Genomic DNA, 23,283 nt, shown 5'->3' with positions numbered 1-23,283 from the left:
TCTAAAGCCCTAATATCCTATATCATCCTAAAAATATGACTTACTTGCAACTTTACGTAAAATTTTTAAAGAAACACTTAAAAGTAAATCGGCCTCTAAAGGTGGTTTGCGACGCTTCGAACGGCACTGCTGGACCGATTTTAAGAGAAACTTTTAAAAATAATTCGAAAATAAAATTAATTCTTATAAACCAAAAGCCCGACGGTAATTTTCCAGCTCATGGTCCGAATCCATTGGCGCAAGGCGCGATGGAAGAAGCTTCTAAACGAGTTTTGAAAGAAAAAGCCGATCTGGGCGCGGTTTTCGACGCCGACGCCGATCGAATATTTTTTATAGACGACAAAGGCCAGACGCTTCCCTCCTATTTAACTTCGATAGTCTTATTCAAGGCCTCTAGACCGCCTTTTGTGGCTGATGAACTAGTTTATCAATCTCTCCGACTTCTTAAAATTTTTTCGAGCAAAGATTTACTGCCTTCAAAAGTCGGTTCTTATTACGTGAAAACGGAAATGCAAAAACACAAGGCCAATGTTTCGGCCGAATACTCCGGTCACTTTTATTTCAAAGATTTCTTTTATGCTGATTCCGGTATGTTGGCTTTGATAAAAATGTGTAATTTTATTTCTCAAAATGGGTTATTGTCTGAATTTCTAAAAAGCTTGCCTGTTTTTTCAATCCAAGCGATTGAAATTAAAAATGCCGATTTCAAAATCTATGAGCAGGAAGCTAAAAAAATTGCAATAATCAAAAAAGCAAAAATTGAGAGAAGAGATGGAATAAGTTTGGTTTTTAAGGACAGTTTTATCAACTTACGAGCTTCAAATACCGAACCATTAATTCGATTAACCGCTGGTGCCGAGAACAAAGTAGGTTGTTTGAAGTTGTTAAATTTCGTTAAGTCAAATAGTTAAAAAGAAGGCGCAGGTTTGTTTTTACCTGCGCCTCGATCGTTCTATGTGTTCAGCACCTTTTCAAGGTGCATCCCCGGTGTCCACTCCCCCTTTTGTATGGCCTTGATCTCCTGTTGGATTCCTGTTGGGAAGTTCCTCATGATTTTGTTTGAGACCGGATTCCCTCTCTCAAGCGAATTCAACAACTGGTTTTTTCTGGATTCAGCGTGTCCGCCGGCGTTGTGCAAGCCCATGTATCCGGCCCAGGTTTTTTCCAGAATCACCAAGATTCTGTTCCACTCTGGCGAATCTTTCTCCACTTTGACTAGACCCCTACCCCCATTCCCTGGTTTGTTTTTCCTCGACTTCCTTTTGGTCGGCCTGCTTCCCCTTTCCATCTGGGCATTGAATCTGTTTGCGATCTTGATCATTTCTGCTGTCGGGCGCCCCACAGAATCCTCCCTTCTTTGCCTTCAGGCAAACAAAAGTTCCTTTGGCATTATTACACAAATTAAATTTTTGTCAAAAAACGGGAGGCGCTAGCGCCTCCCGTCGTGGGAACGAATGTTAGAAGGCCCTGATCTTGACGGTTGTCGCCGATCCATCCTCCGGATTCTGGAGATCTCGGATTTTATTTGCGAAGTCCGAGGAATGCTTTTCGATCTGCCCCATCATCTCTTCTGGCACTTGATTGCCATTGATGAGGTTGGCACGGAGCTTGACTTCTTCCGTCCGATCGATGGCCCCGTCTCGACGAAGTGCTCGGGCGATTTCTTTCGCCTTCTCTTTGTCCAGTCGAACCGGTCGGCCACCGCCGGGTGGCTTTTTCCTCCCCTTCTCTCTCGACGTGCGGACAGCAGCTCTTGCCACCCCTGTTCTTCCAGACATGAGATTCTCCATCTGTTGTCTGTGTTCCCTCTTCCGCCCCCACACTAGGAGCGAATCTGGATTAGAAGTTTTCCATAATTCGTTTTTATTGTCAATTTTTTGAATTTTTAAAATTGTGGATAAAAGATTGTCGACATACTTTTATTGTGATATATTTAACATATGGAAGAAAAAGTTATCGGATATTGTGTTAAGTGTAAAGACAAGCGTGAGATGAAGGACGTCCAGAAGGTTGAAATAAAACCGGGGCGCCCAGCCGCTAAAGGCACTTGCACTAATTGTAGCACAGGGATGTACAAGATTTTGCCGAAAAGCTAAGTTTCGGTTTTAATCAAGTCTTTTTTAACTCTCTTATTTTGGGGGTTTTTGTTCGTGACGTAGAGCGAGAGAAATGGGAAAGCAAAGCTTTCACATTTCCGAGCTGACTCCGTCGTGCCGACGGCTGACTTCGTCTGGCCAAAGGCCGACTCCATCGTGCCGACGGCCGAGGAGCTAATAGAGGAGCTAATATAGGTTCAATACCGCGCGGCTCTGTCGCGCGAATGAACGAGTAAAGCGAGTTCCGATAATACCCTATGGCTTTGCCCCGGGGAGCCTTTATTCTACCACCTCTTTCTTTTGGAGTCTCTGACTTAAAATATTTATTGTTATTGGCGCGATAATACTTGTGGTTATAGTTAGGGCGACTATTGAGGAGAGAAGTTCTTGGCTGATTATCCCATAACCAAAACCCAAGAAAGCCACCGCAAGAGACGTAGAAAGTTGTGGCGTTACGGCGACACCAAGAAACACGCTTTCCCGATTATTAAATTTAGAGATTTTTCCAGCCAGAAATCCGCTGATGAATTTGGAAATTAGAAGCCCCAAAATTATACTTGTGGCTAAAAACAAAGAACTATAATTCCCTTTTTCCCAAAAAACTGAAATATTGGTGTTGGCTCCGACAACGACAAAAAAGACCGGCACGAAAAAACCGTAGCCGACGGCGTGCAGTTTGGCTTTTAACAAGCGACTTTGCATTGCTCTTGATAGAATCAATCCGGCAAAAAATCCGGCAACAATCGCATGTAGTCCAACCAACTCAAAGAAGACTACAGAACCGATTAGAATCAGTATTACAAACCTTAATTCTTTTTCGAACAAGTCTTGTTCTTCCGGATAATCTTCAGAAAATGTTAGCCACCTGATTTTTGGTACTATATGAAAAAATCCGGCAAAAGCCAGTAAAAGTAATGGGTAGATAATTAAATTCCAGAAATTTAAAGTATCGTTTATTGATTGAAGAAAAATTGAGAGCAAGATCAGACTTATGGCATCAATAATGATTGCGGCATTTACTATTGTTTTCCCGAGGTCTGTCCCGATTATTTTTTGAGATTGGAATTGAGGAATAAGCAGGGCAATCGCTGAAGACATAAAGATAATCCCAATCAAAATTGAAGCTGACCATTCTGCTCCGGAATAGAATCCTATTCCTATTCCAACCAATGCCGGAAACAATCCTATAAATATCGCGATTAAAATAATTTTACTTTTTATTCCGGCAGTGTCTGAAAAGCGTGACTCAAGGCCGGCCATAAACATCAAAAAAATCAGTCCGATTTGAGCTAGAAAACTTATCGTTGCGTCAAGTTCAAAAAGACCAAGACCGCTCGGCCCTATTGCCATTCCGCCCACAATAAGAGCAACTACCCACGGTATTCTCATTTTTGAAAAAAGCTGTGAGAAAACTACCGCCACCAGAAGAATTATGAAAAAAGAGAAAAAAGTTGGCATTACTGAATTATACCAGTCATAAGGAAAATTGTTTTTTGTTTTTCTGGTTTATCCACAGTCAAGATTTTATTTTTTTGGAAATCGTGTAAGATTGCTGTTGTTGTGTTCGACAAACACGACAGATAATAACAGATAAAAGGGCGTCACGCTTCTTTTTTATTTAATTTTTATGAAGAAAATACCTTTATTTTTAGCCCTGCCTTTGCTTTTGCTTCTCTTCCCACTTGTTTCTTTGGCTGCTGCCGGGAATGGAGAAATTACTGTTGTTTTTTTAATGATCGCTGTTATTTTGGTCGCCGCTAAAGTTTCAGCTATGGTTGAGAAGTTTGGTCAACCGTCAGTCTTGGGTGAACTTGTGATGGGTGTTGTTCTGGGAAACTTGGTTCTTTTGGGTATAACCATCTTTGAACCGATAAAAGAAAACGGAATAATAAAATTTTTGGCAGAACTTGGCGTTGTGATACTCCTTTTCCAAGTTGGTCTTGAATCTAATATCCAGAAGATGAAAAAAGTTGGGGTCAGAGCTTTTGCTGTGGCGGTTATCGGTGTCGTCTTGCCATTTGTTCTTGGAACTTATTTTGCCGGTCCTCTGCTTTTGCCCGGACAACCAACTATTGCCTATCTTTTCTTGGGCGCCGCTTTGACTGCTACTTCTGTTGGTATTACTGCCAGGGTTTTTAAGGATTTGGGTAAATTACAATTACCAGCCGCCCAAGTAGTTTTAGGTGCAGCTGTTATAGACGACGTATTGGGCCTGATTATCTTGGCAGTGATTTCTGCTATAGCAACCGTGGGCGCGGTATCGCTCGGAGTTATCTCTTGGATTATCGCCAAGGCCATTTTGTTTTTAATTGGTTCTATTGTTGTTGGTCAGATTTCTGCTCCGTATATTGGTCGGATGTTTTCAAAAATCCATAATGGAGTCAGCATGAAATTTTCTTTAGCTTTCGGTTTTTGTTTGTTTTTTGCCTACGCTGCCAATCAGATTGGTTTGGCGCCGATTATCGGCGCTTTTGCAGCCGGCTTGGTTTTGGACCCGGTGCATTTCAAATCATTTAAAGATCCCTTGATTGTTGATGACATGAAAAAAGCGATTGAAAACGCTCCCGAAAGTGAGTTGAAAAATAAGATTTCAGAAAATATACACACTCATGCTCATCGGCATGTTGAAGAATTGATGGAACCAATCGCCCACTTTTTAGTCCCTATTTTTTTCATTATGGTTGGAATGGGGGTTAGACTTGAGACTCTTTTTGACACTAAAATACTTTTGGTCGCTTTAGCGATAACCGTGATTGCTTTTGTCGGTAAAATTATGGCTGGTTTGGCGGCTGAAAAAGGTAGTCGGATGCTTGTTGGTTGGGGTATGGTGCCACGCGGTGAGGTTGGCTTGATTTTTGCCTCGATCGGTTTGTCGCTCGGGGTTATTTCTGATTCTATTTTCTCGGTGATAGTTATTATGGTTATTTTGACTACTCTTGTTGTTCCTTCAATCTTGACTAAGTTATTGAAGAAACAAAACTCCGCTGTTTAGGCGGCTCCCGCAAAATCGCTCCGCTTCTTTAATTCTGAACAAGTTTTGTTTGGTAGTGTTATTCTAGTATTTGCTCGAACTTTTTTTGAACGGAACTTCTGATGCGCCCCGCCACTATTTTTCTGGGGCAAAGGAGGCGGGGCGACGGACTTGCCCACGCGGAGGAGCGAGGTCTCGGGGAGGAATCCGCGTGGGCTTCGGCTTTCTTTTTTGAAAAAATTGGCGGCTATTTAATTTCGGACTTTATCCTTTCAAACATTTTGGTATGACCTACAGTATTCGGATGAAGTCCGTCAATAAGGTCGTCGTTTTCGACGACGCTTTCCATTGGGATGAATTTCAGCTTGTTGTCCTTGCAAAACTTCTCAATCGCGCTATCAAGTCGCTCGATGTTTTCGTTGGTATAGGATTTGTCAGTGTTCCACGGGATGGGGGTGGTTTTTGATTCATCTACCCGCGTTAGACCAACGAATACAACCTCACTGGTAAATTTCTTGGCGATAGAAAAAAGTTTTGCGAGATTTTGTTGAAATTCATCAAGCGAAACGCGCAAGCCGTTTGTAGAATGGATATACTGCGCATCATTGATTCCAATAGCAAAAATTATCAAGTTCGGCTCGCGCGATTTCGCTTCCACTTCAATTCGTTCGAGCAAGTCGGCTGTGGTGTCGCCAGAAATACCAAGATTGTAAACATCAATATCGTTGTCTTGTGCTTCAAAATAATTTCGTAGGCGAGTAGCCCAGCCGCCTTGCTCTGGATCGTATGCGCCCCAAGTTATGCTGTCCCCGAAAATTAAAATATTCATAATGTTTCCAATGGATAAATATCAAAGGCAACTTCCTCGTATGGGTGAATCGCTTTTACTTTTTCAACGACTTCTTTCAAAATTGCTCGTGGCACAATAGCTTCAATTCTTTCTTCTTCTACCGCCTCATAATTTTCAGCTTTCCCAATAGCAGGACTGGTCTTTTCGTTTCCACGAAAACGCCCAGTGCCACGAGAAGAAAAAGAGCAGAAGTCATAGTTTCCAATTTTCCCAGCTCCGGCTTCGCCGAGAGCTTGGCGCACAATATCAGCGTGAGAGAGTGGAACGAAGACAACGAATTTTACATTTTTTGTTTCCATAAGTTTAATCAGCTAAATGTGCATGGTCATTGTATATCCATAAACGCCATGCTGGTTTTTCTTCAAAGCCCTCGCGGTATTGCAAAACAGTAAGTCCAGTATTTTCCATAGCCGCTGTTCTCTGTATATTTCTAAATGCCTCGCCTGAAAGTAAATCGCCGAGCAGAACACGCGCAACAATCGTTCGTAGAAAATATCCGTGCGTTACGACAACAAGCGATTTTTCAGTTCTGTTTTTCAGAAAAGTGAGAGCCTTGTCTGCTCGCGCGATAAGGTCGTCAAAGTTTTCGCCGTCCTCGGCACGCATATTGGGTGTATATAAACTCTTTTCCCACTCTCGCCAAAGATTATTTGCCTTTTCGTCTGTATAAGGTTTGCCATTGATGTAGCTCGGCTTGACCCGCTCAACAAAGAGGTCGGAATATTCTGCTTTTTTGCCTGTGACTTTTGCAATCGCTTCTGTTGTCTGTTTCGCTCGTTCAAACGGACTCGCAATAAGCGCATCGAACGAAAGTCTAGAAACTCTTTGTGCGATACTTTCTGCTTGTCTTTTACCTTTCTCATTCAAAGGCGAGTCTGGCGACTGAAAAACCGGAGCAACATTGTCTTTACTCTGTCCGTGGCGGATAAAATATACAATTTTTTGAATTTTATTATCCATAGCTATTTCAAAAACTCATCAACAGAAACATCAGCCCGAGCCCGCGCCTTTGGCGCGGGTGAGGTCAATCTTTCTTCAAATTCGGAATGGTGGTGTCTTTTAAACAAAGTCCGAACTTTTTACGAACAAAATCCTGATGCCGACTAATCGCACGCTCCGCGCGCGTGGTGGCTCGAAACTACCTCGTACGCTCTAAACAATGGACTCGGTTTTGCGGAAGCAATTTTCTGGGGATATGGTTTCCGCAAAACCTCGACTACTTTCGGATTTCGCAAGCGGAGGAGGAGGGGTCTGGGGAGGAATCCTCCGCTTGCTCCATCCGTTTTCTTTTGGCGAAATTCGGGGCGGACAAAAATGCAAATACATCATACCATAAAATTGTCTCGGCTATTTCTCTGCTAGTGGTTGTCCAAGTCTAAAGGAGATAAGCCCTCGGCATTCGCCTCGGATATTTCCGCTAGGGCTACGAGCGCCTAGACTACTTTGTGTCCTGCTATTCCTCGCTCTACCGCTCTGCGGAGCGGGAGCGAGGGCAGGACGCTGTTTGGGGGAAGGAAGGAATCCTTCCCCCAGCTTCGGTCTCCTCCTCGCAGTGGTTAACTAGAGTATTCAGTGCTTTATTTCTTTTCTTTTTATGTAGAGCTTTGTGGCTTCGTTTAACGTGCCTTCGGAGTCCGCCCTTGCACAACCCCCTTCCTCGTTTTCATATCCGAGTTTATCTTAACTTTAGATTTTAGAGATTCTTATTTCGTCGGCGCTCGTCCTTTAGCCCTGGACGCTCCTAGCGGAAATACCCGAGGCAGAATGCAAATGCGCTTGACCCACCCTCCCGTTCGCGCGCAAGCCCGCTCGCAGAGGAGAAGAGGGGGTGCGAGCGGGACTCCCTAAACTAAATTTTTGAAAAATTTGCATCTGCCTATCCGTTATGTTAAAATCTAGAAATGGAAAATAATTTATTCCTAACAACCAAAGAAAATGCTTTTGCAACTGGAGTTTTTGCAGAACAGAGTGAAATAGCTGCGATCACCTTGTCTTTTTCGGAAGCCACAATAGGTCAATCAGAAACAATCGTAAGCGTTGAATGTATAACAGAAACTACCCACACCAAGTCTATGAGGGATATTGAAAATACCCTTTCAAATTCTGGTCTTATTTCCACAACAGGAATGCTCCCAACAAATCAATATGCTGTATTGCCGAATTTTTCAGTAGAAGAGGCACAACTTTCGGAACTTAATTTTTCAGAGAAAGGATTGATATGGTTTGCACTAAATGCCTTGCGGGAGAATAAAAATTTTGTTCTTGTTATCTTAAATAAAACTCAAACTAAACTATCTGGCGTATTAAGATTTCTAGGAATTCCACAGCGTTTCTTGGGTGATGGAAATTAGTTTTACTTCCAACCTTGCCCTACAACTCTCATCGCAACTTGTTCTTGTGGAACTTGAATAATTCCTTGCGGAGTTTGCTGAGGAACCATTACTTGCTGACGTTTAAACTCCATTGTTAGCCCATAAGCCTTTGGAAGCACTGCGCTTTCTACAAAAGCTACTTTGTATTCTTTTTTGTTTTGACTTGCATTCATCCCGATTTCATTTTCTGGATTCCAAACTGTATTTTGCAATTCCATTTCGTTCGCGTATTCAGAATAAAGTTTAGACATAAGTTCAGAAAGTTCAGCATCAGCATAGACGATTGATTTCACATTTAACTCTTCTTTAGCTTCCTTTCTACCTATAAAATACATGTGCGAGTATAGTTTTTCGGTAAATGCCTCAACGATTTTTTCAATCTGATCTTCTTTCATCGGCTCTTTATGGCTCTTGAGTAATCTTTTGGCTAGCAATCGTATAAGATTGTGTGTGCGATTTACATTACCCAGAGCAAGCGGGTGAATTTGAGGATTTGATTCCATAAACTTATTAAAAATCTTTGTCAGGTCTTCATCGCTCTTAATACCAAATTTATTTTTTGCCAAATCAAAGTATGCGATAACATCCTCAACAGAAATAGGAATTTTATTTTGCGGGTTTGTTGGGTCTGATGGATTAAAAACATTTGCGGTTGAAGGGTCAATCGGTGAGATTTCTGAAAGATCGCTCATTACTATTTCATCAGCGCCTAAAGCAATCATTGTTCCAGCACTGTGTGCCTTATAAGGAACAAGAACAGAGAAAGTATCACAATATTCTCGTATCATAGAAACTAAACGCCACGGAACCATGGTATCTCCGCCTGCTGTGTAAAGAAAAAGGTCAATTTTAGGAACTTTCGTGCCAATTTTACGAAGCTGTTCGCTAACTATTGGAATAATATCCATAGCAACACGGGCATTTACAGGTCCTTGCCTATCACTTGTCACATAGGTAATGACTTTTGATCCTCTTTTTGCTTCGATTTTCTTTATAAGTTCTACTTTTGACATAGTGGCATTCTAGCATTTTTAACTCCGAATATCAATAATTTATTAAATTATTTCTGAAACACAAAAAGGTGCTCATGCATTATCAATAGGAAATTTGATTCTTTTGATTTTGCGACCCAAAAACCTGTCGCCTTACAATTAAACTGTCTTTTTATTATGTCCTCTTTTAAAACAAAGCCTACATCTAAAAACTTTTGCATAACTTTAAATGCAAGAGGTTGATACATTCTATTTCTTCGAGTATCTCCCATCAAAATTGCACAATATTTTCCTTTCTTTAATACTCTAAATAATTCCTTTGCAACTTTCTCTATTTCATCAACAAAAGCGTCTATATCGTGTATTTCTGACAAATCTTCTTTAATTTTACCTTCACTATATTTTATAATATCTGCATACGGAGGATGAGTTAAGACAAAATCTATCTCATTATCTTTAATGAAACTCATATTTCTCGCATCGCATTTCACTACACGCTGTTTTGATTTATTATCAACTTCAAATTCAAGCGATTTTTTTGTTCGCTCTAAAGCTTCTTCATTAACATCAACGCAAGTAATGTGACGATTTAAAATTTTTGCTTCTATTGCCGTAGTGCCTCCACCAATCATGCAGTCTAGTAAATGATCTTTCTCTTTTGAATATCTTAAAATAAGATTGCGAGCTACTTCGGGCGACCAATTTCCACGCCAGTCAGATTTATGCGTAGCCCAGTTTCCCCTGCGAGGAAAAGCCCATACGGTTGTACATTCTAATTCAAATTCTTCAGGGTGCAGTTTAATATCTGACATATATTTACCATACGAGTTTATCCAAAACGCCAGCTTCAAGCATGTTTAAGTTAAAAACATATTCATTATGATTATATGTTTCTTCGAGAGGTCTTTTTGTTGTAAACCAACCAAGCCCATCGGTTATCCATATAAAATCTATATTTTGATCTTTGAGTTCTGTATATAAGCTTTTAAATTCTCCGCATACCGCTTTGAGTTTCGAGCCACCACCATTATAGAAATTTACTTCAAACAATTTAACTTTTTTGTTTTTAGGATTGAACACAGCAAAATCAAAACTGCGTTCTGATTTATCAACTTTTACATCTACGCCCCACTTACTTTTTATTGTAGTTGCTCGTGCTTGCGATAAGTATTCAAAGCCATTTTTATTACAAAGCTCACTAATAAATGATTCTACAATTTCTTCCATCAAAGATCCTCCACGATTCTTACGACCATTACTATCAAGACCAACTTCAATGCCCATAACATAATCAACCAAATTTTTTACCCCATCTTTTTGAAATAGACGGGCAAGTCCAGATTTTTCTAAAAATTCATAGTACTTTTCTGAATCCTTTTCTGTACCAGAAAAATCAAAGAATTCAGAATTTTTGGTAACTTTATCAAAAACTTCTAGCTTATTTTCTCTAACTGCCAAAAGTACAGGTAATGCTTTTACAATATCTGGATTTGAGCTATAGAGTTTTTTAAATTCATCTTTTAAATTCTCCTTACCCAAGAGATAGTTTAGTTTGTTTAAAGTAATTTCGAGATTAGAAGAATTACCAAAAACCTTTTTCCAGTTCACAAAGTAATCCCATGTTTTAATTGAGTTTTTGAAAGTTGTTATTAAATTATTAAAATCTTTTTGCATATTGTATTAGTAATTAGTTACCAGTACCTCCGTGATTTTTCCTCTCTTTGAAGCGTCAGAGTTAATGGCACGACCTGCTTGTACCTTTGTAATACGGAGACCTTTTGGTTCAGAATAAATTTTGTTTATGAATGGAGTATCAGAATTTGAAAGCATAACAAAGCAACCTCGTTTGTGTAATTCTACAAATGTATCTCTCAATTCAATTTGTTCTTTATCTAAAAATGATTCACTGGTGTAAGAAGTAAATGAAGCAGTTTTGCTTATTGGATAATATGGTGGATCAAAATAAACAAAATCTCCCTTTTTTGCTTTTTTAAGCACTTCTTTATAATCCTGTTTTTTTATCTCAACATTTTTCAATGCTTTTGATACTTTTCTAAGATTATTTTCATCGCAAACAAGAGGGTTTGTGTATTTTCCAAAGGGAACATTAAATCCACCCTTACTATTCACGCGGTACATTCCATTGAAACAAGTTCTATTTAGATAAATAAAACGAGAAGCTATATTTAAATCGGAAAGTTTTTCTGGATTTTGTGCCCTTATTTTTAGAAAATATTCCTTGTCTAATTTATGTTTTTTAAGTGATTTTATTAAATTTTCAACATCATTTTTAATCACATTGTAGGTTACAACAAGTTCATTGTTTAAATCGGAAAGAAAAGCTGTTACAGGAAGTAGATCAAAAAATACTGCCCCGCCACCTACGAATGGTTCAAAATATCTCCCGTTTTTTGTATCAAATCTTTCTGGCGGATAAAGATTCATCAAGCGAAATTGTGCTAAAAGTTGTCTTTTACCACCGACCCATTTCACAAATGGTTTTGGTTTTTCTGCAATAATACGAGAGGCATCCTCAATAAATTTTGTTTTGTCTGCAAGTAAAAAAACTCTATGGGCATAAATCTCATTTATATCAAAAGTCTTTTTAAGTTCTAAAATTGCTTGATTTTTTGTCATAAGTCTATTTTAACAATTCATCGCTCGAAACACCAAGCGCTTTGGCAATACTGGTAATGGTTGAAAGTGTAGGATTTGTTTTTCCATTCTCAATATTGCTCACAAAACTTCGGCTAACGCCGAGTGTTCGCACAATATCGCCCTGTGTTATCCCTTTCTCCGTTCGGATACGCTTTAGGTTTTTGCCTAACTTCGCGGACTCGCTTTTCATATCCACATCATAGCACTTTCATTTACATTATACACCAATATTATAGTATAATGTAATAGGGTGATGTCCGCCCCGAATTTCGCCAAAAGAAAACGGATGGAGCAAGCGGAGGATTCCTCCCCAGACCCCTCCTCCTCCGCTTGCGAAATCCGAAAGTAGTCGAGGTTTTGCGGAAACCATATCCCCAGAAAATTGCTTCCGCAAAACCGAGTCCATTGTTTAGAGCGTACGAGGTAGTTTCGAGCCACCACGCGCGCGGAGCGTGCGATTAGTCGGCATCAGGATTTTGTTCGTAAAAAGTTCGGACTTTGTTTAAAAGACACCACCCGATTGAATTTCCCCGCAAAAATGCGTCCGCGCTCCGCGCGGTGATGGGAAGTTCGGCAAGAAAAGAAAAGGGCGTTTTGAAATCCACGGAGAGCGCGCTTGCGCGCAAATGGCGGTTCCATGAGCCAAAATAAATTTTGCCTCATTCTCGGGAATACCCGAGGAGCCGATGAGAAGCGAGATTTAGAAATTGTCGGTGTAATGCAAAACCTTTTATCAATTTAATCCCCGAAGCTCATGATCAAATATTTTATATATTGTAGAAAATCAAGTGAGGACGAAGAACGCCAAGTTTTGAGTATTGAGGCGCAACTTCATGAGCTTCGGGAATACGCCAAGCAAAATGGGTTATTTGTTGTTCGTGAGTATTATGAAAGTAAAACGGCCAAAGAGCCTGGTCGTGAAGTATTTAACGAAATGCTTGGCGAAATTGAAAAAGGTTCTGCCTCGGGAATTTTAGCGTGGAATCCAGACCGTTTGGCGAGAAATAGCATTGATGGTGGCAAGGTCATATATTTTGTGGACACGCTAAAAATTGTTGCGCTAAAATTCCCGACATTTTGGTTCGAAGCGACACCCCAAGGAAAATTTATGTTGAGTGTCGCTTTCGGACAAGCAAAATATTACACCGACAATTTAAGAGAAAACATTTTGCGTGGGATACGGCAAAAGATACGCCGTGGTGAATTATCGGCAAAAGCTCCAATCGGTTATTTTAACGAACCGCGACTTCGAACGATTGAACCAGACAAAAAGACGTTTCGTAAAATAAAAGAAGTATTGGAGCTTTTTAGCACTGGCGAATATACACTCACGGCTATTCAACGCAAAATGTTTTCTCTTGGCTTGGTTGGCGCACGATCTGGCAAACCTTTCGCACTCGCCTCGGTAGAACATATTTTGAAAAATCCTTTTTACTATGGATATTTTTCTTACCGAGGCGAAGTGCATCAAGGTTCGCACAAGCCAATGATTTCAAAGAAACTTTTTGACAAGATACAGGAGGCACTTGTCGCAAATGGAAAACCCCGCAAAAATCAAAAGAAAAAGAATTTTCAGTTTCTAAATTTTGCTACTTGTGGGGAATGTGGCTATGCGATAACTGCCGAAAGACATATCAAAAAAAGTGGTTTGCAGTTTATTTACTATCGCTGTACCCACAAGAGCAAAATTGCTAAATGTTCTGAAAATAAATTTTTGCGGGAAGAAGAATTTGAACGACAAGTGCAGGAACTTTGTCAAAAGGTTTCTTTGCCCGATGAATGGCGAGACAAATATCTCGGCAAGCTCGCCCTATGGGAACAAGAGAACCGCCAATCATCGGGAGTTTTCGCTCAAAATCTGCGTTCTTCTATTTCTGACATCAAAGCAAAGATTGACCGCCTCATGGATGGATACTTGGATGGCGGTTTTGAGTTGTCGGAGTTTCAACAGAAAAAGAACGCTTTGATGTCGGAAAAGAAAACGCTAGAGGAAAAATTATCTGATTTTGAGCGAAAAGGAAATCATTGGCTCGAACTCGTGCGAAACTGGATTTTACAAGCCAACCAAGCACAAAATCTCGCTTCTTCAAAAAAGTTTGAGGAAATGAAAACTTTTTTGAAAACCATCGGCTCGAACCGCCATTTGCGCGCAAGCGCGCTCTCCGTGGATTTCAAAACGCCCTTTTCTTTTCTTGCCGAACTTCCCATCACCGCGCGGAGCGCGGACGCATTTTTGCGGGGAAATTCAATCGGGTGGACCATACCGGATTCGAACCGGTCGCCTCGCCCATGCCATGGGCGCGCTCTACCAAATGAGCTAATGGCCCCTCACATGCTTAAACTATTACGAATCCTTTTGAGATTTATATGATTCGTAATAAATAAGCTGAAAAGGTGCTTTGTGTTTGTTTGATAGATTTTTCTTATCGTTATGCTCTACCAAGCGCCTTTTCAGATTATTTGTGTACCCTATGTATATACTATTATCTTTCTCACTTTTCAATGCTTAGACATAGTACATATTCTTTTGCATGTGAGGGGCTAAGGGCCCCCTATTTAATAATCAATATTTTACTTATTTTTTGAAAAAAGAAAACAGCTCCGCTGGGATCAGCGGAGCTGGGTAAGGATCAAGCGATGAATTAATCAACGAGTCGTCGTTAGATGAGTGTCCATCTGATTTTCTGACCAGCCCAGAACGGTTCGATTGACCAGTCTCCAACCTCGTATTGATCCGGAACCTTGAAAGGTTCACAGACGAGAGCTCGCGTTCTGGTTGTTGTTGGCAATCTGTGAACACTTCGAGCGTTGCGGCTCGTGAAATTGACGAAGGCCTCTACCCCTTCCGGAGTTTGGAGCAAGTCATTTAGAGCGTGAGCGTAGAGAGGTAAGGCAAAAGGTGCAGTGAAAGCGCCACAAGCGCATCTGCCATCCGAGACATGTTTGGATTTTCTTGGATGTGGAGCACTGTCAGTGCCGGCCATCACCCAAGAGTAATTTTTGGCAACCAGCGCTCGGAGATCGGCACAGTCTCGTCTGGTTTTGATCGGTGGTTTGCAGATAGCACGCACGTCGCCGAAGACATCATCTTCGTCTGTCGCGAGGTGATGAGCAGTTAGGGTGACGAAGAATCTGTGGGTGCCTGCCATATCTATCCAGAACGGGATGCAACGCGCGTCAGTGCCGTGTTCCCAGACGATCTTGGCGTTGGTTTCGCGTAGGAAGATGTCAACGAGAGGAAGGAAGACGTACTCGGCGTCTCTGTTGTCAAAGAGCATGTCAGGATGCTCTGGATGGAAGTGACAGAACACATCAAGTTCCCCACACATTCTGATTATTGGCAGGAGTTTGGCGTAGTCTCGGATACCCCTGTTGGAATTTGTTGTCCGTCCCAAGGGGTAGAGCTTCGCATTCCTGATCTCTTCTGAAGCTGCCCTCCTTATGTCGTCGGTGGTCGTCTCGGGCGTAATCATCAGAAACGGAACTGGAGTAATCTGCCTTTCCGGTCCGATCATGAGATTGACTACTTGTTTGTGGTAGTCGTGCACCGCTTTTGCAGTTGTCAGACCTTCCGTGGTATTTGGCATCATGCCAAGGACATCTGCACCTCCAGCGACGTGGAGTTGGAGAAGGTCTTTGATCAGACCCGCTCCTTCCCGCAGGTGGACATGCATGTCAACGAGTGGAGGAACATCAATTTTTTTGGTTACCATTCTAACCCCTTCTTTTTGGTGTGTCGTTTTTTTCCGCCCCCGCTCTGATAGATATCAGAGCGGGGGCAACGTCTCGTCAGTCAGTTGCTCCATGTCCATGTTCGAAAAAACGCCTCAACATCTTAAGATGCGACTCGGTGATACACTCTGCCAAACGCCACGGGCGGAGGAAGGCGATTGAACCGAGAGAGATAGAATCAGCGCCAGCGTCAAAGACCCGGCACACATCTTTCGGGTGGAGGATTCCTCCTCCGCCGTTCAGGTGACATTGAACTCCAGACCCGCGCGCTCGCTGAATCCATTCGCAGATGATTGGCAGAAGCGGTCTGCCTGACAGCCCACCAGCTTGCGTTAAGCCACGCTTTTGAAGTGGTGACTTTTCATCCTTGCCAAAGAGATCATCCCAGTTGATTTGTAACCCAGATTCTTCAAGGAGCCACGGGATTGGACTTCGCCACGGGACTGTATTGCCCATGACGATACCCCAGCAAGCTGGGTGTCGGGAAATTTGATGAACGGACTCCGGCGGGAAAGTCGGTGAGAGCTTCACGATGATCCTGATTCCAGGCGCGCTATCTTTAGCGAGGTCAAGAGTTGCCAGAGTCTCATTCACCGTGTCCTCATTTGAGCGGTGGCTCATGCTGACGTTCGGACACGAGATGTTGATTTGAATTCCGAATTCGGATTGGAAGTCCGTAGCGCATCTGCCGATCAAGCCCAACATGTCTTTTGTCTCCCGAAGTCGAGCTTCGGAGGTTTGAGCTGTGGACATGATCGAAATCTGGAAGGGCTTGTCTCTTTCTTGCCATGTCTGCGGAACACCTTTGAACTTTCCGAGTAGAAGAGCTTCCAGCCCCGGGTTCGAGAGTCCGACGGCGTTTAAGGCAATCCCCTTCCGGTGGCTTGCCCAAACACATTTCGGTAAACGTTCTGTCGGAGTGATGCCGCTAAGAGGCATATTTCCCGGTCTTGAGTCGAGAGTGGCAGTTTTCGCCACAAAGGATATCCGAAGCAAAAAGCCCGGACAGAATCTTTTGAGTATGGAGTGAAAAGGATATCCCTCCCCGAAGAATCCCTGAACTCCCGAAGCTCCCCAGACGGCACCAAAAGGGTTCGAAATGTCAAACTTACGCGTCATTGTTGTCATCGCTTATTTCCTTTTCAAGGAACAGGTGTGCAAAACAAAAGCGGACAATCCGCCTTTTCTGGGGACATTTATAGCATGGGATGTATCTTCAGACAAGATTTTTTTATTGATCTTACTTGTGATTTTTGTTGACCGTTTTTTGTCTTTGTTCGGCAAATTCTAAATTCATAAAAGCTCTGATGATGCGAAGTGCTCTAAAAACCCGCAATAGGCGGAAAGTCCTGGCGAAATCATTTGTGATTGGGATAGAAGAAGCTAAATTGAGCCAGTTGTTTTTTAAATAAACTCCCCGACCTTTTAGGCCTTTTGTAAAAATAAGTCCGGCGAAAAAATCAGCTAGAAATATGTAGGCGATTATCAGGTCAGTAGTTCTGGCCAGAAAATGACCGCGTTCTGTCACTCCCGGATAAAAAAGTTCGTAAGACAACAACCCGATACTAAAAAATGCTAGGGAAACCATTATAATCGAATACCAGATATTATTTTGAATTTTTAGAATAAAACTTTCCATTTTATATCTGAACAAGATTTTTTTTCATTTCAAATTTTCGATAGAACATTTTTCTGATTTCATCTATTGCAACTCCGGTAAGGCAGATTGAAATAATCAAAATCCATTCGTTTAGACTAAGCGGGGTTAGTCGTAGGATGTTTTGCATAAATGGAGTATGGAGGGCAAGAAGTTGTAAGATGACCACAATGCCTGTTGCACCCAAAAGGTATTTGTTTGAAAAAGGATTTATTTGGAAAACTGAAAGGTGGTCGGAGCGACAAATCCAGGCTTTAAACCATTGGAAGACCGCCATTGTTGTCAGAGAAATTGAAAGTGCGTGTTCGTAGCTGTAATTGTCCAAGAAATAAATAAAAAGTAAAATAGAAATTATTGCCATAGTTGAGGCGTTTAAAATCATCCTTTGCAAATCCCAGCTATTTAAAATCCACCGATTCGGTTTTTTGTATTTTTCTTTCAGAATATCTTTTTCTTTTGGTTCCATAGCCAGCGAAACATCCAAAAAGCCGTCGGTGACTAAATTCAACCAAATCAATTGTGCCGCTAAAATTGGCAAGGGTAGGCCCATAAGCATGGCGGCGGCAATGACCATAATTTCTCCCAGACTAGTAGCAAAAAGATAAAGTAAAACCTTTCTTAAAGTTCGGTAAATGCTTCTACCCTCTTCCACCGCCGAGACGATACTACCGAAATTATCATCCAGTAAAACCAAATCGGAGGCCTCCTTGGCGACTTCAGTACCACCTTTGCCCATAGATACTCCAAGATCTGCCGCTACCAAAGACAAGGCGTCATTTACTCCGTCTCCGGTCATTGCGACCGTCTCTCCACGCAATTTATAAGCTTCAATTATCTTCAATTTGTTTTCCGGAGTGATTCTGGCAAAAACTGAAACTTCCGGTAAAATCTCTGCCAGCTTTTCTTTTGGTAAATTTTCTAGTTCTTCAGCGGTTAAGATTTTATCTCCTTTTTTCCAAATTCCGGCTTCTTTTGCAATGGCTTCCGCAGTAATTTTGTGGTCACCAGTGATCATCACCACCTTGACCCCGGCTTCACGGGTTTTTGCCATAGCTTCCGGGACTTCTTCGCGTAAAGCGTCTTTCATTCCACAAAGTCCGACAAAAGTTAGATCCGTGATATCTTCTTTTTCTAGAAAATCTTTATCCGTATTTTTTTCGGCTAAAGCTAAAACTCGCAAAGCTTCACTTGACATTCTTGAAAAAATATCAAGTATTTCTTTTCTTTTTTCTTCTTCAAGCACCTCCTCTTTGTTTTTAGTTTTTATTTTTTTGCACAAATTTAGAATAATTTCCGGCGCGCCAGAAATAAAGATAATTTTTTTACCTTCTATTTCATGTAGGACAGCGTGATATTTTAGTTTGTAATCAAAAGGAATTTCTGCTATTTGATGAAAATCGTCTTCTAGTTTTTTTATCGGCCAGCCAGTTTTTACCGCTAGAATTGAAAGCGCTGCTTCTGTTGGATCTCCAGAAATCTTCCAATTGCCATCTTTTTTGAAAATTTTAGCGTTTGAGCAAAGACCGGCGATTAAACCTGCTCTTTTGAGTAGCGGATTATCTTCCGGAAAAATTTTTTTGTCTTGGAATGTGATTTCTCCTTCTGAATCATAACCAACACCGGTAATTGAAAAGTTTTCTTCACTGCCGAGATATAGTTTTTGCGTCACTAACTGACTTTTTGTCAGTGTGCCGGTTTTGTCTACGGCAATAATTTGTGCTTGGCCGAGTGCTTCAACAGCTTGAAGTTTTTTAATTAAAACATTGCGCTTACTCATACGCCAAACCCCAGTTGCCAAAAGCAGGGTAATAACAATTGGCAGACCTTCCGGAACGGCAGAAATTATTATAGACACCGACAAGAGAAAAATTTCCTCAATTGCTTTTCCGGTCAATAAGCCAAGAAAGAAAATAAGAGAGCTAACAACTAACACTACTATAATTATCAAATTTGAGAGATTCTTGATATTTTTTTGGAGTGGAATTTCAGTTTTTATCTCACTTATTTTTTCGGAAATTCTTCCTATCTCTGTATCTAAACCTGTAGCTACAACCACCGCTTTTCCATTTCCACCAACAATATGCGTTCCTTTAAAAACCATATTTTTTTGTTCAGCTGGTGATAAATTTTCTTCTTCTAAGATTTCGGTAGTTTTACTTGAAGGTAAAGATTCGCCGGAAAAGGCGGATTCATCAATTCTTAAGTTATGGGCAGATATTATTCTGGCATCAGCCGGAATTTTGTCGCCTTCTTGTAGAATAAGAATGTCACCTGGGACCACTTCTTGGTCCGGCAAGATTATTTCTTTACCGTCACGTAAAACGGTGGTGTTGGTCTCGGTAAATTTTCTTAGAGCTAATAGAGTGTTTTGAGCCTTACCAGCCTGTACGGTTCCAGCTATAGCATTAAATAAAAGAACAAAAATTATGATTCCGGCATCAATCCATTCTTCTAAAAACATTACCAGAACCGATGCGGCTAAAAGTAAGTAAATTAAAGGACTTTGGAATTGTCTAAAAAATATAACAAATAAACCATCTGGTTTTGATTCTGGAAGTTTATTTGGGCCGTATCTTCTCAAATGTTCATCGGCCTCTGTTTTGGATAAACCAAATGCTTGATTTACACCGAATTCCTTTGTGATTGTCTCTAAATTTTTTTTATACCAATCAGTCATTTTTAGAACATATTATCATATCTTATACATGAGTGTTTCTATCCAGAAATAATCATAGTTTTTGTGATGAAAACTTCTACAAAAGCCGCAAAAAGCAAAAGAGGCAACAAAATTCTTGCAAAAAAACTAAATGCTAATTTAGATTCTGCTATCAAGACGTCCTCGCCGTTCAGGAATTTTATAAAAGATTTTCCGAGCTCAAGACCCATAGCGCCGGCAATTATTAAAACTGGGATTTCAAAAATTCCGTGAGGCAGTATGGCTTTCAAGAAAATTGCCCAACCATTTTCAGATTGCGTCATAAAAGCTACGACTCCAAGTAAGAAGCCGTTTGCTGTCAAAAAAATTATTGGAGCAATTCCCAATAAAATCCCCAGGAAAATTAAAATGGCGATTTTAAAGCCATTGTTAAAGAAAATCAAAATTGTCAGCTCGTGTTGTTTTAAGTCAACTATTTTTCTTGAAAGTTCGGTAAAAATTTCTAAAAATCTTTGTGAGGATTCGGGATGCAGAAAAATGAAAAAAAATCCGTAAACAGCCGAAGATAAAAAAAGCAACGATGAAAAAACGATCATTCTACGTAGTTCTCGCAGATAATCTACGTCTGTTTTTTTGAAGAATTCAATTTTTAGAAAATTTCTTGTCATTTTATTTTAATAGAATTCTATCATTTACGGCGCTTGAAAGCATAGGTTTTCTAAAGAAAAAGAAAATTAACCCAAAATTATTTCCTCAAAGTTCAGATAAAGAAAGACCCGCGCTCCAGTTGGTAGCGCGGGTTGAGTTCCCTATTCTTTTTGTTGTTTTCGCTTTGCCTGAATTGCATTGGCTTCAGGAACTCTGATGCCCGAAGCCAATCCCAGCCATTCCAGGCCTTTGATTATCCACCAACTAGGGTCCATCTGTCCGCGTAGAAGACCGTGCTTGGCAGACCAGAGGAAAGCGTGGTGGCCGTTGTGCCAACCTTCGCCCCAACCCAAGAGGCCGAAGATCCAGTTGTTGCGACTCTGGTCTTCACTTTGGAAATCTTTCCGCCCCCAAAGATGGCAGACGGAATTGATACTCCAAGTCACGTGATGTACCGTTCCTATTCGGATGATTCCACCCCAGAGAAAACCACGGAAAGCTCCTTCCCATGTGCCGACAAAAAGCCAGCCCACGAGAGTCGGAAGCAGAAGTCCTAGGGCGACCCAAAGGAGAAAGAGTTTGTCGATCCAGACGAGAAGGCGCTCTTTCCTTAACTTTTTCGTCATCCTCTCCATTTCCGAGGACGGCATGTCATGGGAGAAGAGCCATCCAACATGGGCGTGCCAGAATCCGCGAGAGACCGCCCAAAATCCTTCTCCGTAAGCATGAGGCGAGTGTGGATCGTTTTCTCCATCGCTATAGCGATGGTGCTTCATGTGAACGGCGCACCACTGGAACAAGTTTCCTTGGGCTGTCATTGAGCCCAAGATTCCTAGCGTAGCTTTCACCGGAGAGTAGGTCTTGAATGAAGCGTGAGTGAAGAGTCGGTGGAAACCGACTGTCACTCCCAGTCCAGTGATAGAGTGCCAGAAGACGAGCTGGATGATGTCGAGGGCGTAAACCCCGCGCCCCCAAGAGAGCCAGATCGCCAAGATCAGGCCGACGAGTGGGGCAATGACGAAGAACAAAACTCCTAGTCTTGTGGAACGAGACGACGGCAGAGCCGTCACTCCGGTCTCTGCGGTCGTCATTTTGTCTTCTCCTTCTTAGTTTGTGGTGTGCTTTGTATCAGTATATTTACCTGTCGTTCTGAACACGGGCATTGGCAAGAAAGACGAAGAGGGACTTTCCATCTTCCAATATAGCACAATTTTGTGACGTCGATTAATTTTTACCACTAATACTTCAAATACTTTTTACCTTTTAATTTCTCGGGTAGATAGCTTTTCTTTCCGTCGTCTGGCGGATATTTTTCATAACCTTTTCCATAATCTAAATCCTTCATTAATTTTGTCGGCGCGTTCAAAATATTTTTTGGAATCGGCAAATTACCATATTTTTTTACATCTTCCAAAGCGCGGAAATAAGCGTCATAACTCCGTCGGTCTTTTTTGGCGGTAGAAAGATAAACGACGCCGTGCGCAAGATTGATTTGTGCCTCTGGAAGTCCGATTGTTTCCACGGCGCGAAAAACTTCGTTGGCAACCACAAGCGCGGTCGGCGCTGCCTGACCAATGTCTTCGGAGGCAAAAATAACCATTCTGCGAGCTATAAATTTCGGGTCTTCGCCGGCATCAATCATTTTAGCAAGATAATAAAGCGCGGCATCCGGCTGGCTGGCGCGCATCGATTTTATGAAAGCGCTTATAGTGTTGTAATGCTCGTCGCCTTTTTTATCATAACGAAGGTGTTTAGATTGAACAGTATTTTTTAAGTTTTCTAGTGTAATTTTTTTAAAGATCCGTTGCGTATTATCAAGGATTGAAATTGCTTGACGGGCATCGCCTTGAGAATAGGAAATTATCCAATCTTCCGCCGATTTTGGCATTTTCATTCCGGTTTTTTTAAGAATTTTTTTCATATCATCTTCTGAAAAACTTTCAAGAACAAAAACTTGGCAACGTGAAAGAAGTGGCGCGATAATTTCAAAGCTCGGATTTTCTGTTGTAGCACCGATCAAAGTTAATTCCCCGCTTTCAACGAATGGCAGAAGATAGTCCTGCTGAGCTTTATTGAAGCGATGAATTTCATCGAGAAATAGAATATGGGGTTTAGGGTCTAGGGTCTGGGGTTTAGGGGCGATAATTTTTTTGATGTCTTCCTTTCCCGCAGAGACTGCAGATAATTCGTGTAGTTCTCCTCCTAAGCTTTTAGAATAAATTCTGGCGAGCGTAGTTTTTCCACATCCTGGCGGACCCCAAAGAATAAAAGAGAAAAGATGTTCTTTCTCAATTGCTTCGCGTATAGGCCCGCTTTTACCAACCAAATGTCCTTGGCCGATAAATTCATCAAGGTTTTTTGGTCTGATTTGTGAAGCGAGTGGCTCTGGCATTGCCCGATAATTATATCAAAAATGGCAACTGTTTTTTTGTTTTTTTAAATCGATCTTTTTTCGATTATTTACTTCTTTATTTCACCCCTTCTGCCAATTTTATCCCCAATCTTTTTACTATCATACTATATAGTATGATAGTAAATTTAATTGAGAAAAGTTGTGGCGAAATTTTGAAAAATTTACAAAAAACTTGACAGAATCTAAATCTTTCTGATAATGTTTGGTTAGACTTCAAGGAAGTGGTTTCCTTGAATGA

Annotated in this window: 23 protein-coding genes and 1 tRNA gene; 5 read left to right on the top strand and 19 right to left on the bottom strand. The window is 41.2% G+C overall.

Going from position 1 to position 23,283, the window contains the following annotated elements:
- Window positions 1-35 precede the first annotated feature (35 nt).
- Complete coding sequence (locus QY304_01235; GenBank protein ID WKZ26707.1) at window positions 36-911, top strand: hypothetical protein; 876 nt, start codon at window positions 36-38, stop codon at window positions 909-911.
- 41 nt (window positions 912-952) lie between these two features.
- On the opposite strand, the gene QY304_01230 is transcribed toward QY304_01235, so the two are convergent.
- Both QY304_01230 and QY304_01225 read right to left on the bottom strand, forming a co-directional pair.
- Entirely contained in the window at window positions 953-1,321 is a 369-nt protein-coding gene (locus tag QY304_01230) for a hypothetical protein (protein WKZ26706.1), read from the bottom strand.
- Between the two features lie 136 nt (window positions 1,322-1,457).
- A complete protein-coding gene (locus tag QY304_01225) occupies window positions 1,458-1,778 on the bottom strand; it encodes a hypothetical protein (protein ID WKZ26705.1) in 321 nt (106 codons plus the stop codon).
- A gap of 162 nt (window positions 1,779-1,940) precedes the next feature.
- Here QY304_01225 and QY304_01220 point away from each other — a divergent pair, with 162 nt between their 5' ends.
- Window positions 1,941-2,096, top strand: coding sequence for a DUF5679 domain-containing protein (locus QY304_01220; protein ID WKZ26704.1), 156 nt, complete (start codon window positions 1,941-1,943; stop codon window positions 2,094-2,096).
- A 279-nt stretch (window positions 2,097-2,375) separates the two neighbouring features.
- On the opposite strand, the gene QY304_01215 is transcribed toward QY304_01220, so the two are convergent.
- On the bottom strand, window positions 2,376-3,554 hold the full coding sequence (locus QY304_01215; protein WKZ26703.1) for a cation:proton antiporter: 1,179 nt from the start codon (window positions 3,552-3,554) through the stop codon (window positions 2,376-2,378).
- 169 nt (window positions 3,555-3,723) lie between these two features.
- Here QY304_01215 and QY304_01210 point away from each other — a divergent pair, with 169 nt between their 5' ends.
- Entirely contained in the window at window positions 3,724-5,088 is a 1,365-nt protein-coding gene (locus QY304_01210; GenBank protein ID WKZ26702.1) for a cation:proton antiporter, read from the top strand.
- Window positions 5,089-5,314: 226 nt separating this feature from the next.
- Here the strand turns inward: QY304_01210 and QY304_01205 are convergent, their stop codons facing one another.
- Genes QY304_01205 through QY304_01195 form a run of 3 tightly spaced genes read right to left on the bottom strand, consistent with a single transcriptional unit; the run spans window position 5,315 to window position 6,877 of the window.
- The gene (locus QY304_01205; protein ID WKZ26701.1) at window positions 5,315-5,896 is read right to left on the bottom strand and encodes a GDSL-type esterase/lipase family protein; all 582 of its coding nucleotides are present in this window, start codon (window positions 5,894-5,896) and stop codon (window positions 5,315-5,317) included.
- A complete protein-coding gene (locus QY304_01200; GenBank protein WKZ26700.1) occupies window positions 5,893-6,216 on the bottom strand; it encodes a hypothetical protein in 324 nt (107 codons plus the stop codon). The genes QY304_01205 and QY304_01200 overlap by 4 nt, the downstream gene beginning before the upstream one ends.
- A 4-nt stretch (window positions 6,217-6,220) precedes the next feature.
- Window positions 6,221-6,877, bottom strand: a complete 657-nt coding sequence (locus QY304_01195; GenBank protein ID WKZ26699.1) for a histidine phosphatase family protein — start codon at window positions 6,875-6,877, stop codon at window positions 6,221-6,223.
- 199 nt (window positions 6,878-7,076) lie between these two features.
- Between QY304_01195 and QY304_01190 the strand changes: the two genes are divergently transcribed.
- Together QY304_01190 and QY304_01185 are read left to right on the top strand one after the other, a co-directional pair.
- Window positions 7,077-7,253, top strand: coding sequence for a hypothetical protein (locus QY304_01190; protein ID WKZ26698.1), 177 nt, complete (start codon window positions 7,077-7,079; stop codon window positions 7,251-7,253).
- Window positions 7,254-7,818: 565 nt separating this feature from the next.
- Window positions 7,819-8,268 carry a hypothetical protein gene (locus QY304_01185; protein ID WKZ26697.1) on the top strand — a complete coding sequence of 150 codons (450 nt, stop codon included), beginning with the start codon at window positions 7,819-7,821 and terminating at the stop codon, window positions 8,266-8,268.
- 2 nt (window positions 8,269-8,270) lie between these two features.
- Here the strand turns inward: QY304_01185 and QY304_01180 are convergent, their stop codons facing one another.
- From QY304_01180 to QY304_01120, 13 genes are all read right to left on the bottom strand, one after another.
- Complete coding sequence (locus QY304_01180) at window positions 8,271-9,302, bottom strand: hypothetical protein (GenBank protein ID WKZ26696.1); 1,032 nt, start codon at window positions 9,300-9,302, stop codon at window positions 8,271-8,273.
- A gap of 47 nt (window positions 9,303-9,349) precedes the next feature.
- Window positions 9,350-10,093: a class I SAM-dependent methyltransferase gene (locus tag QY304_01175; protein WKZ26695.1), complete on the bottom strand. Its 744-nt coding sequence runs from the start codon at window positions 10,091-10,093 to the stop codon at window positions 9,350-9,352.
- Between the two features lie 4 nt (window positions 10,094-10,097).
- Window positions 10,098-10,955, bottom strand: a complete 858-nt coding sequence (locus tag QY304_01170; protein ID WKZ26694.1) for a type II restriction endonuclease — start codon at window positions 10,953-10,955, stop codon at window positions 10,098-10,100.
- Window positions 10,956-10,961: 6 nt separating this feature from the next.
- Window positions 10,962-11,918 carry a DNA adenine methylase gene (locus QY304_01165; GenBank protein ID WKZ26693.1) on the bottom strand — a complete coding sequence of 319 codons (957 nt, stop codon included), beginning with the start codon at window positions 11,916-11,918 and terminating at the stop codon, window positions 10,962-10,964.
- Window positions 11,919-11,922: 4 nt separating this feature from the next.
- Window positions 11,923-12,129 carry a helix-turn-helix transcriptional regulator gene (locus tag QY304_01160; protein WKZ26692.1) on the bottom strand — a complete coding sequence of 69 codons (207 nt, stop codon included), beginning with the start codon at window positions 12,127-12,129 and terminating at the stop codon, window positions 11,923-11,925.
- 2,064 nt (window positions 12,130-14,193) lie between these two features.
- A tRNA-Ala gene (locus tag QY304_01155) sits at window positions 14,194-14,266 on the bottom strand.
- 333 nt (window positions 14,267-14,599) lie between these two features.
- Window positions 14,600-15,652 (bottom strand): hypothetical protein, encoded by a 1,053-nt coding sequence (locus QY304_01150; protein ID WKZ26691.1) that lies wholly within the window; start codon window positions 15,650-15,652, stop codon window positions 14,600-14,602.
- A 76-nt stretch (window positions 15,653-15,728) separates the two neighbouring features.
- Window positions 15,729-16,799 (bottom strand): hypothetical protein, encoded by a 1,071-nt coding sequence (locus QY304_01145; protein ID WKZ26690.1) that lies wholly within the window; start codon window positions 16,797-16,799, stop codon window positions 15,729-15,731.
- Between the two features lie 112 nt (window positions 16,800-16,911).
- Window positions 16,912-17,310: an ion transporter gene (locus tag QY304_01140; protein WKZ26689.1), complete on the bottom strand. Its 399-nt coding sequence runs from the start codon at window positions 17,308-17,310 to the stop codon at window positions 16,912-16,914.
- A 1-nt stretch (window position 17,311) separates the two neighbouring features.
- Window positions 17,312-20,005 (bottom strand): HAD-IC family P-type ATPase, encoded by a 2,694-nt coding sequence (locus QY304_01135; GenBank protein ID WKZ26688.1) that lies wholly within the window; start codon window positions 20,003-20,005, stop codon window positions 17,312-17,314.
- A gap of 38 nt (window positions 20,006-20,043) precedes the next feature.
- The gene (locus QY304_01130; GenBank protein ID WKZ26687.1) at window positions 20,044-20,652 is read right to left on the bottom strand and encodes a stage II sporulation protein M; all 609 of its coding nucleotides are present in this window, start codon (window positions 20,650-20,652) and stop codon (window positions 20,044-20,046) included.
- Window positions 20,653-20,793: 141 nt separating this feature from the next.
- A complete protein-coding gene (locus QY304_01125) occupies window positions 20,794-21,723 on the bottom strand; it encodes an acyl-CoA desaturase (protein ID WKZ26686.1) in 930 nt (309 codons plus the stop codon).
- Between the two features lie 146 nt (window positions 21,724-21,869).
- Window positions 21,870-23,024 (bottom strand): replication-associated recombination protein A, encoded by a 1,155-nt coding sequence (locus QY304_01120; protein WKZ26685.1) that lies wholly within the window; start codon window positions 23,022-23,024, stop codon window positions 21,870-21,872.
- Window positions 23,025-23,283: the final 259 nt, after the last annotated feature.

It is taken from the genome of Candidatus Paceibacterota bacterium (genome assembly GCA_030583745.1).
In the GTDB taxonomy this organism is placed as follows: Bacteria; Patescibacteriota; Minisyncoccia; order Phycocordibacterales; family BOKC01; genus BOKC01.
The sequence above is the reverse complement of the archived record's forward strand: the minus strand, read 5'-3'. Positions and strand labels throughout refer to the sequence as shown.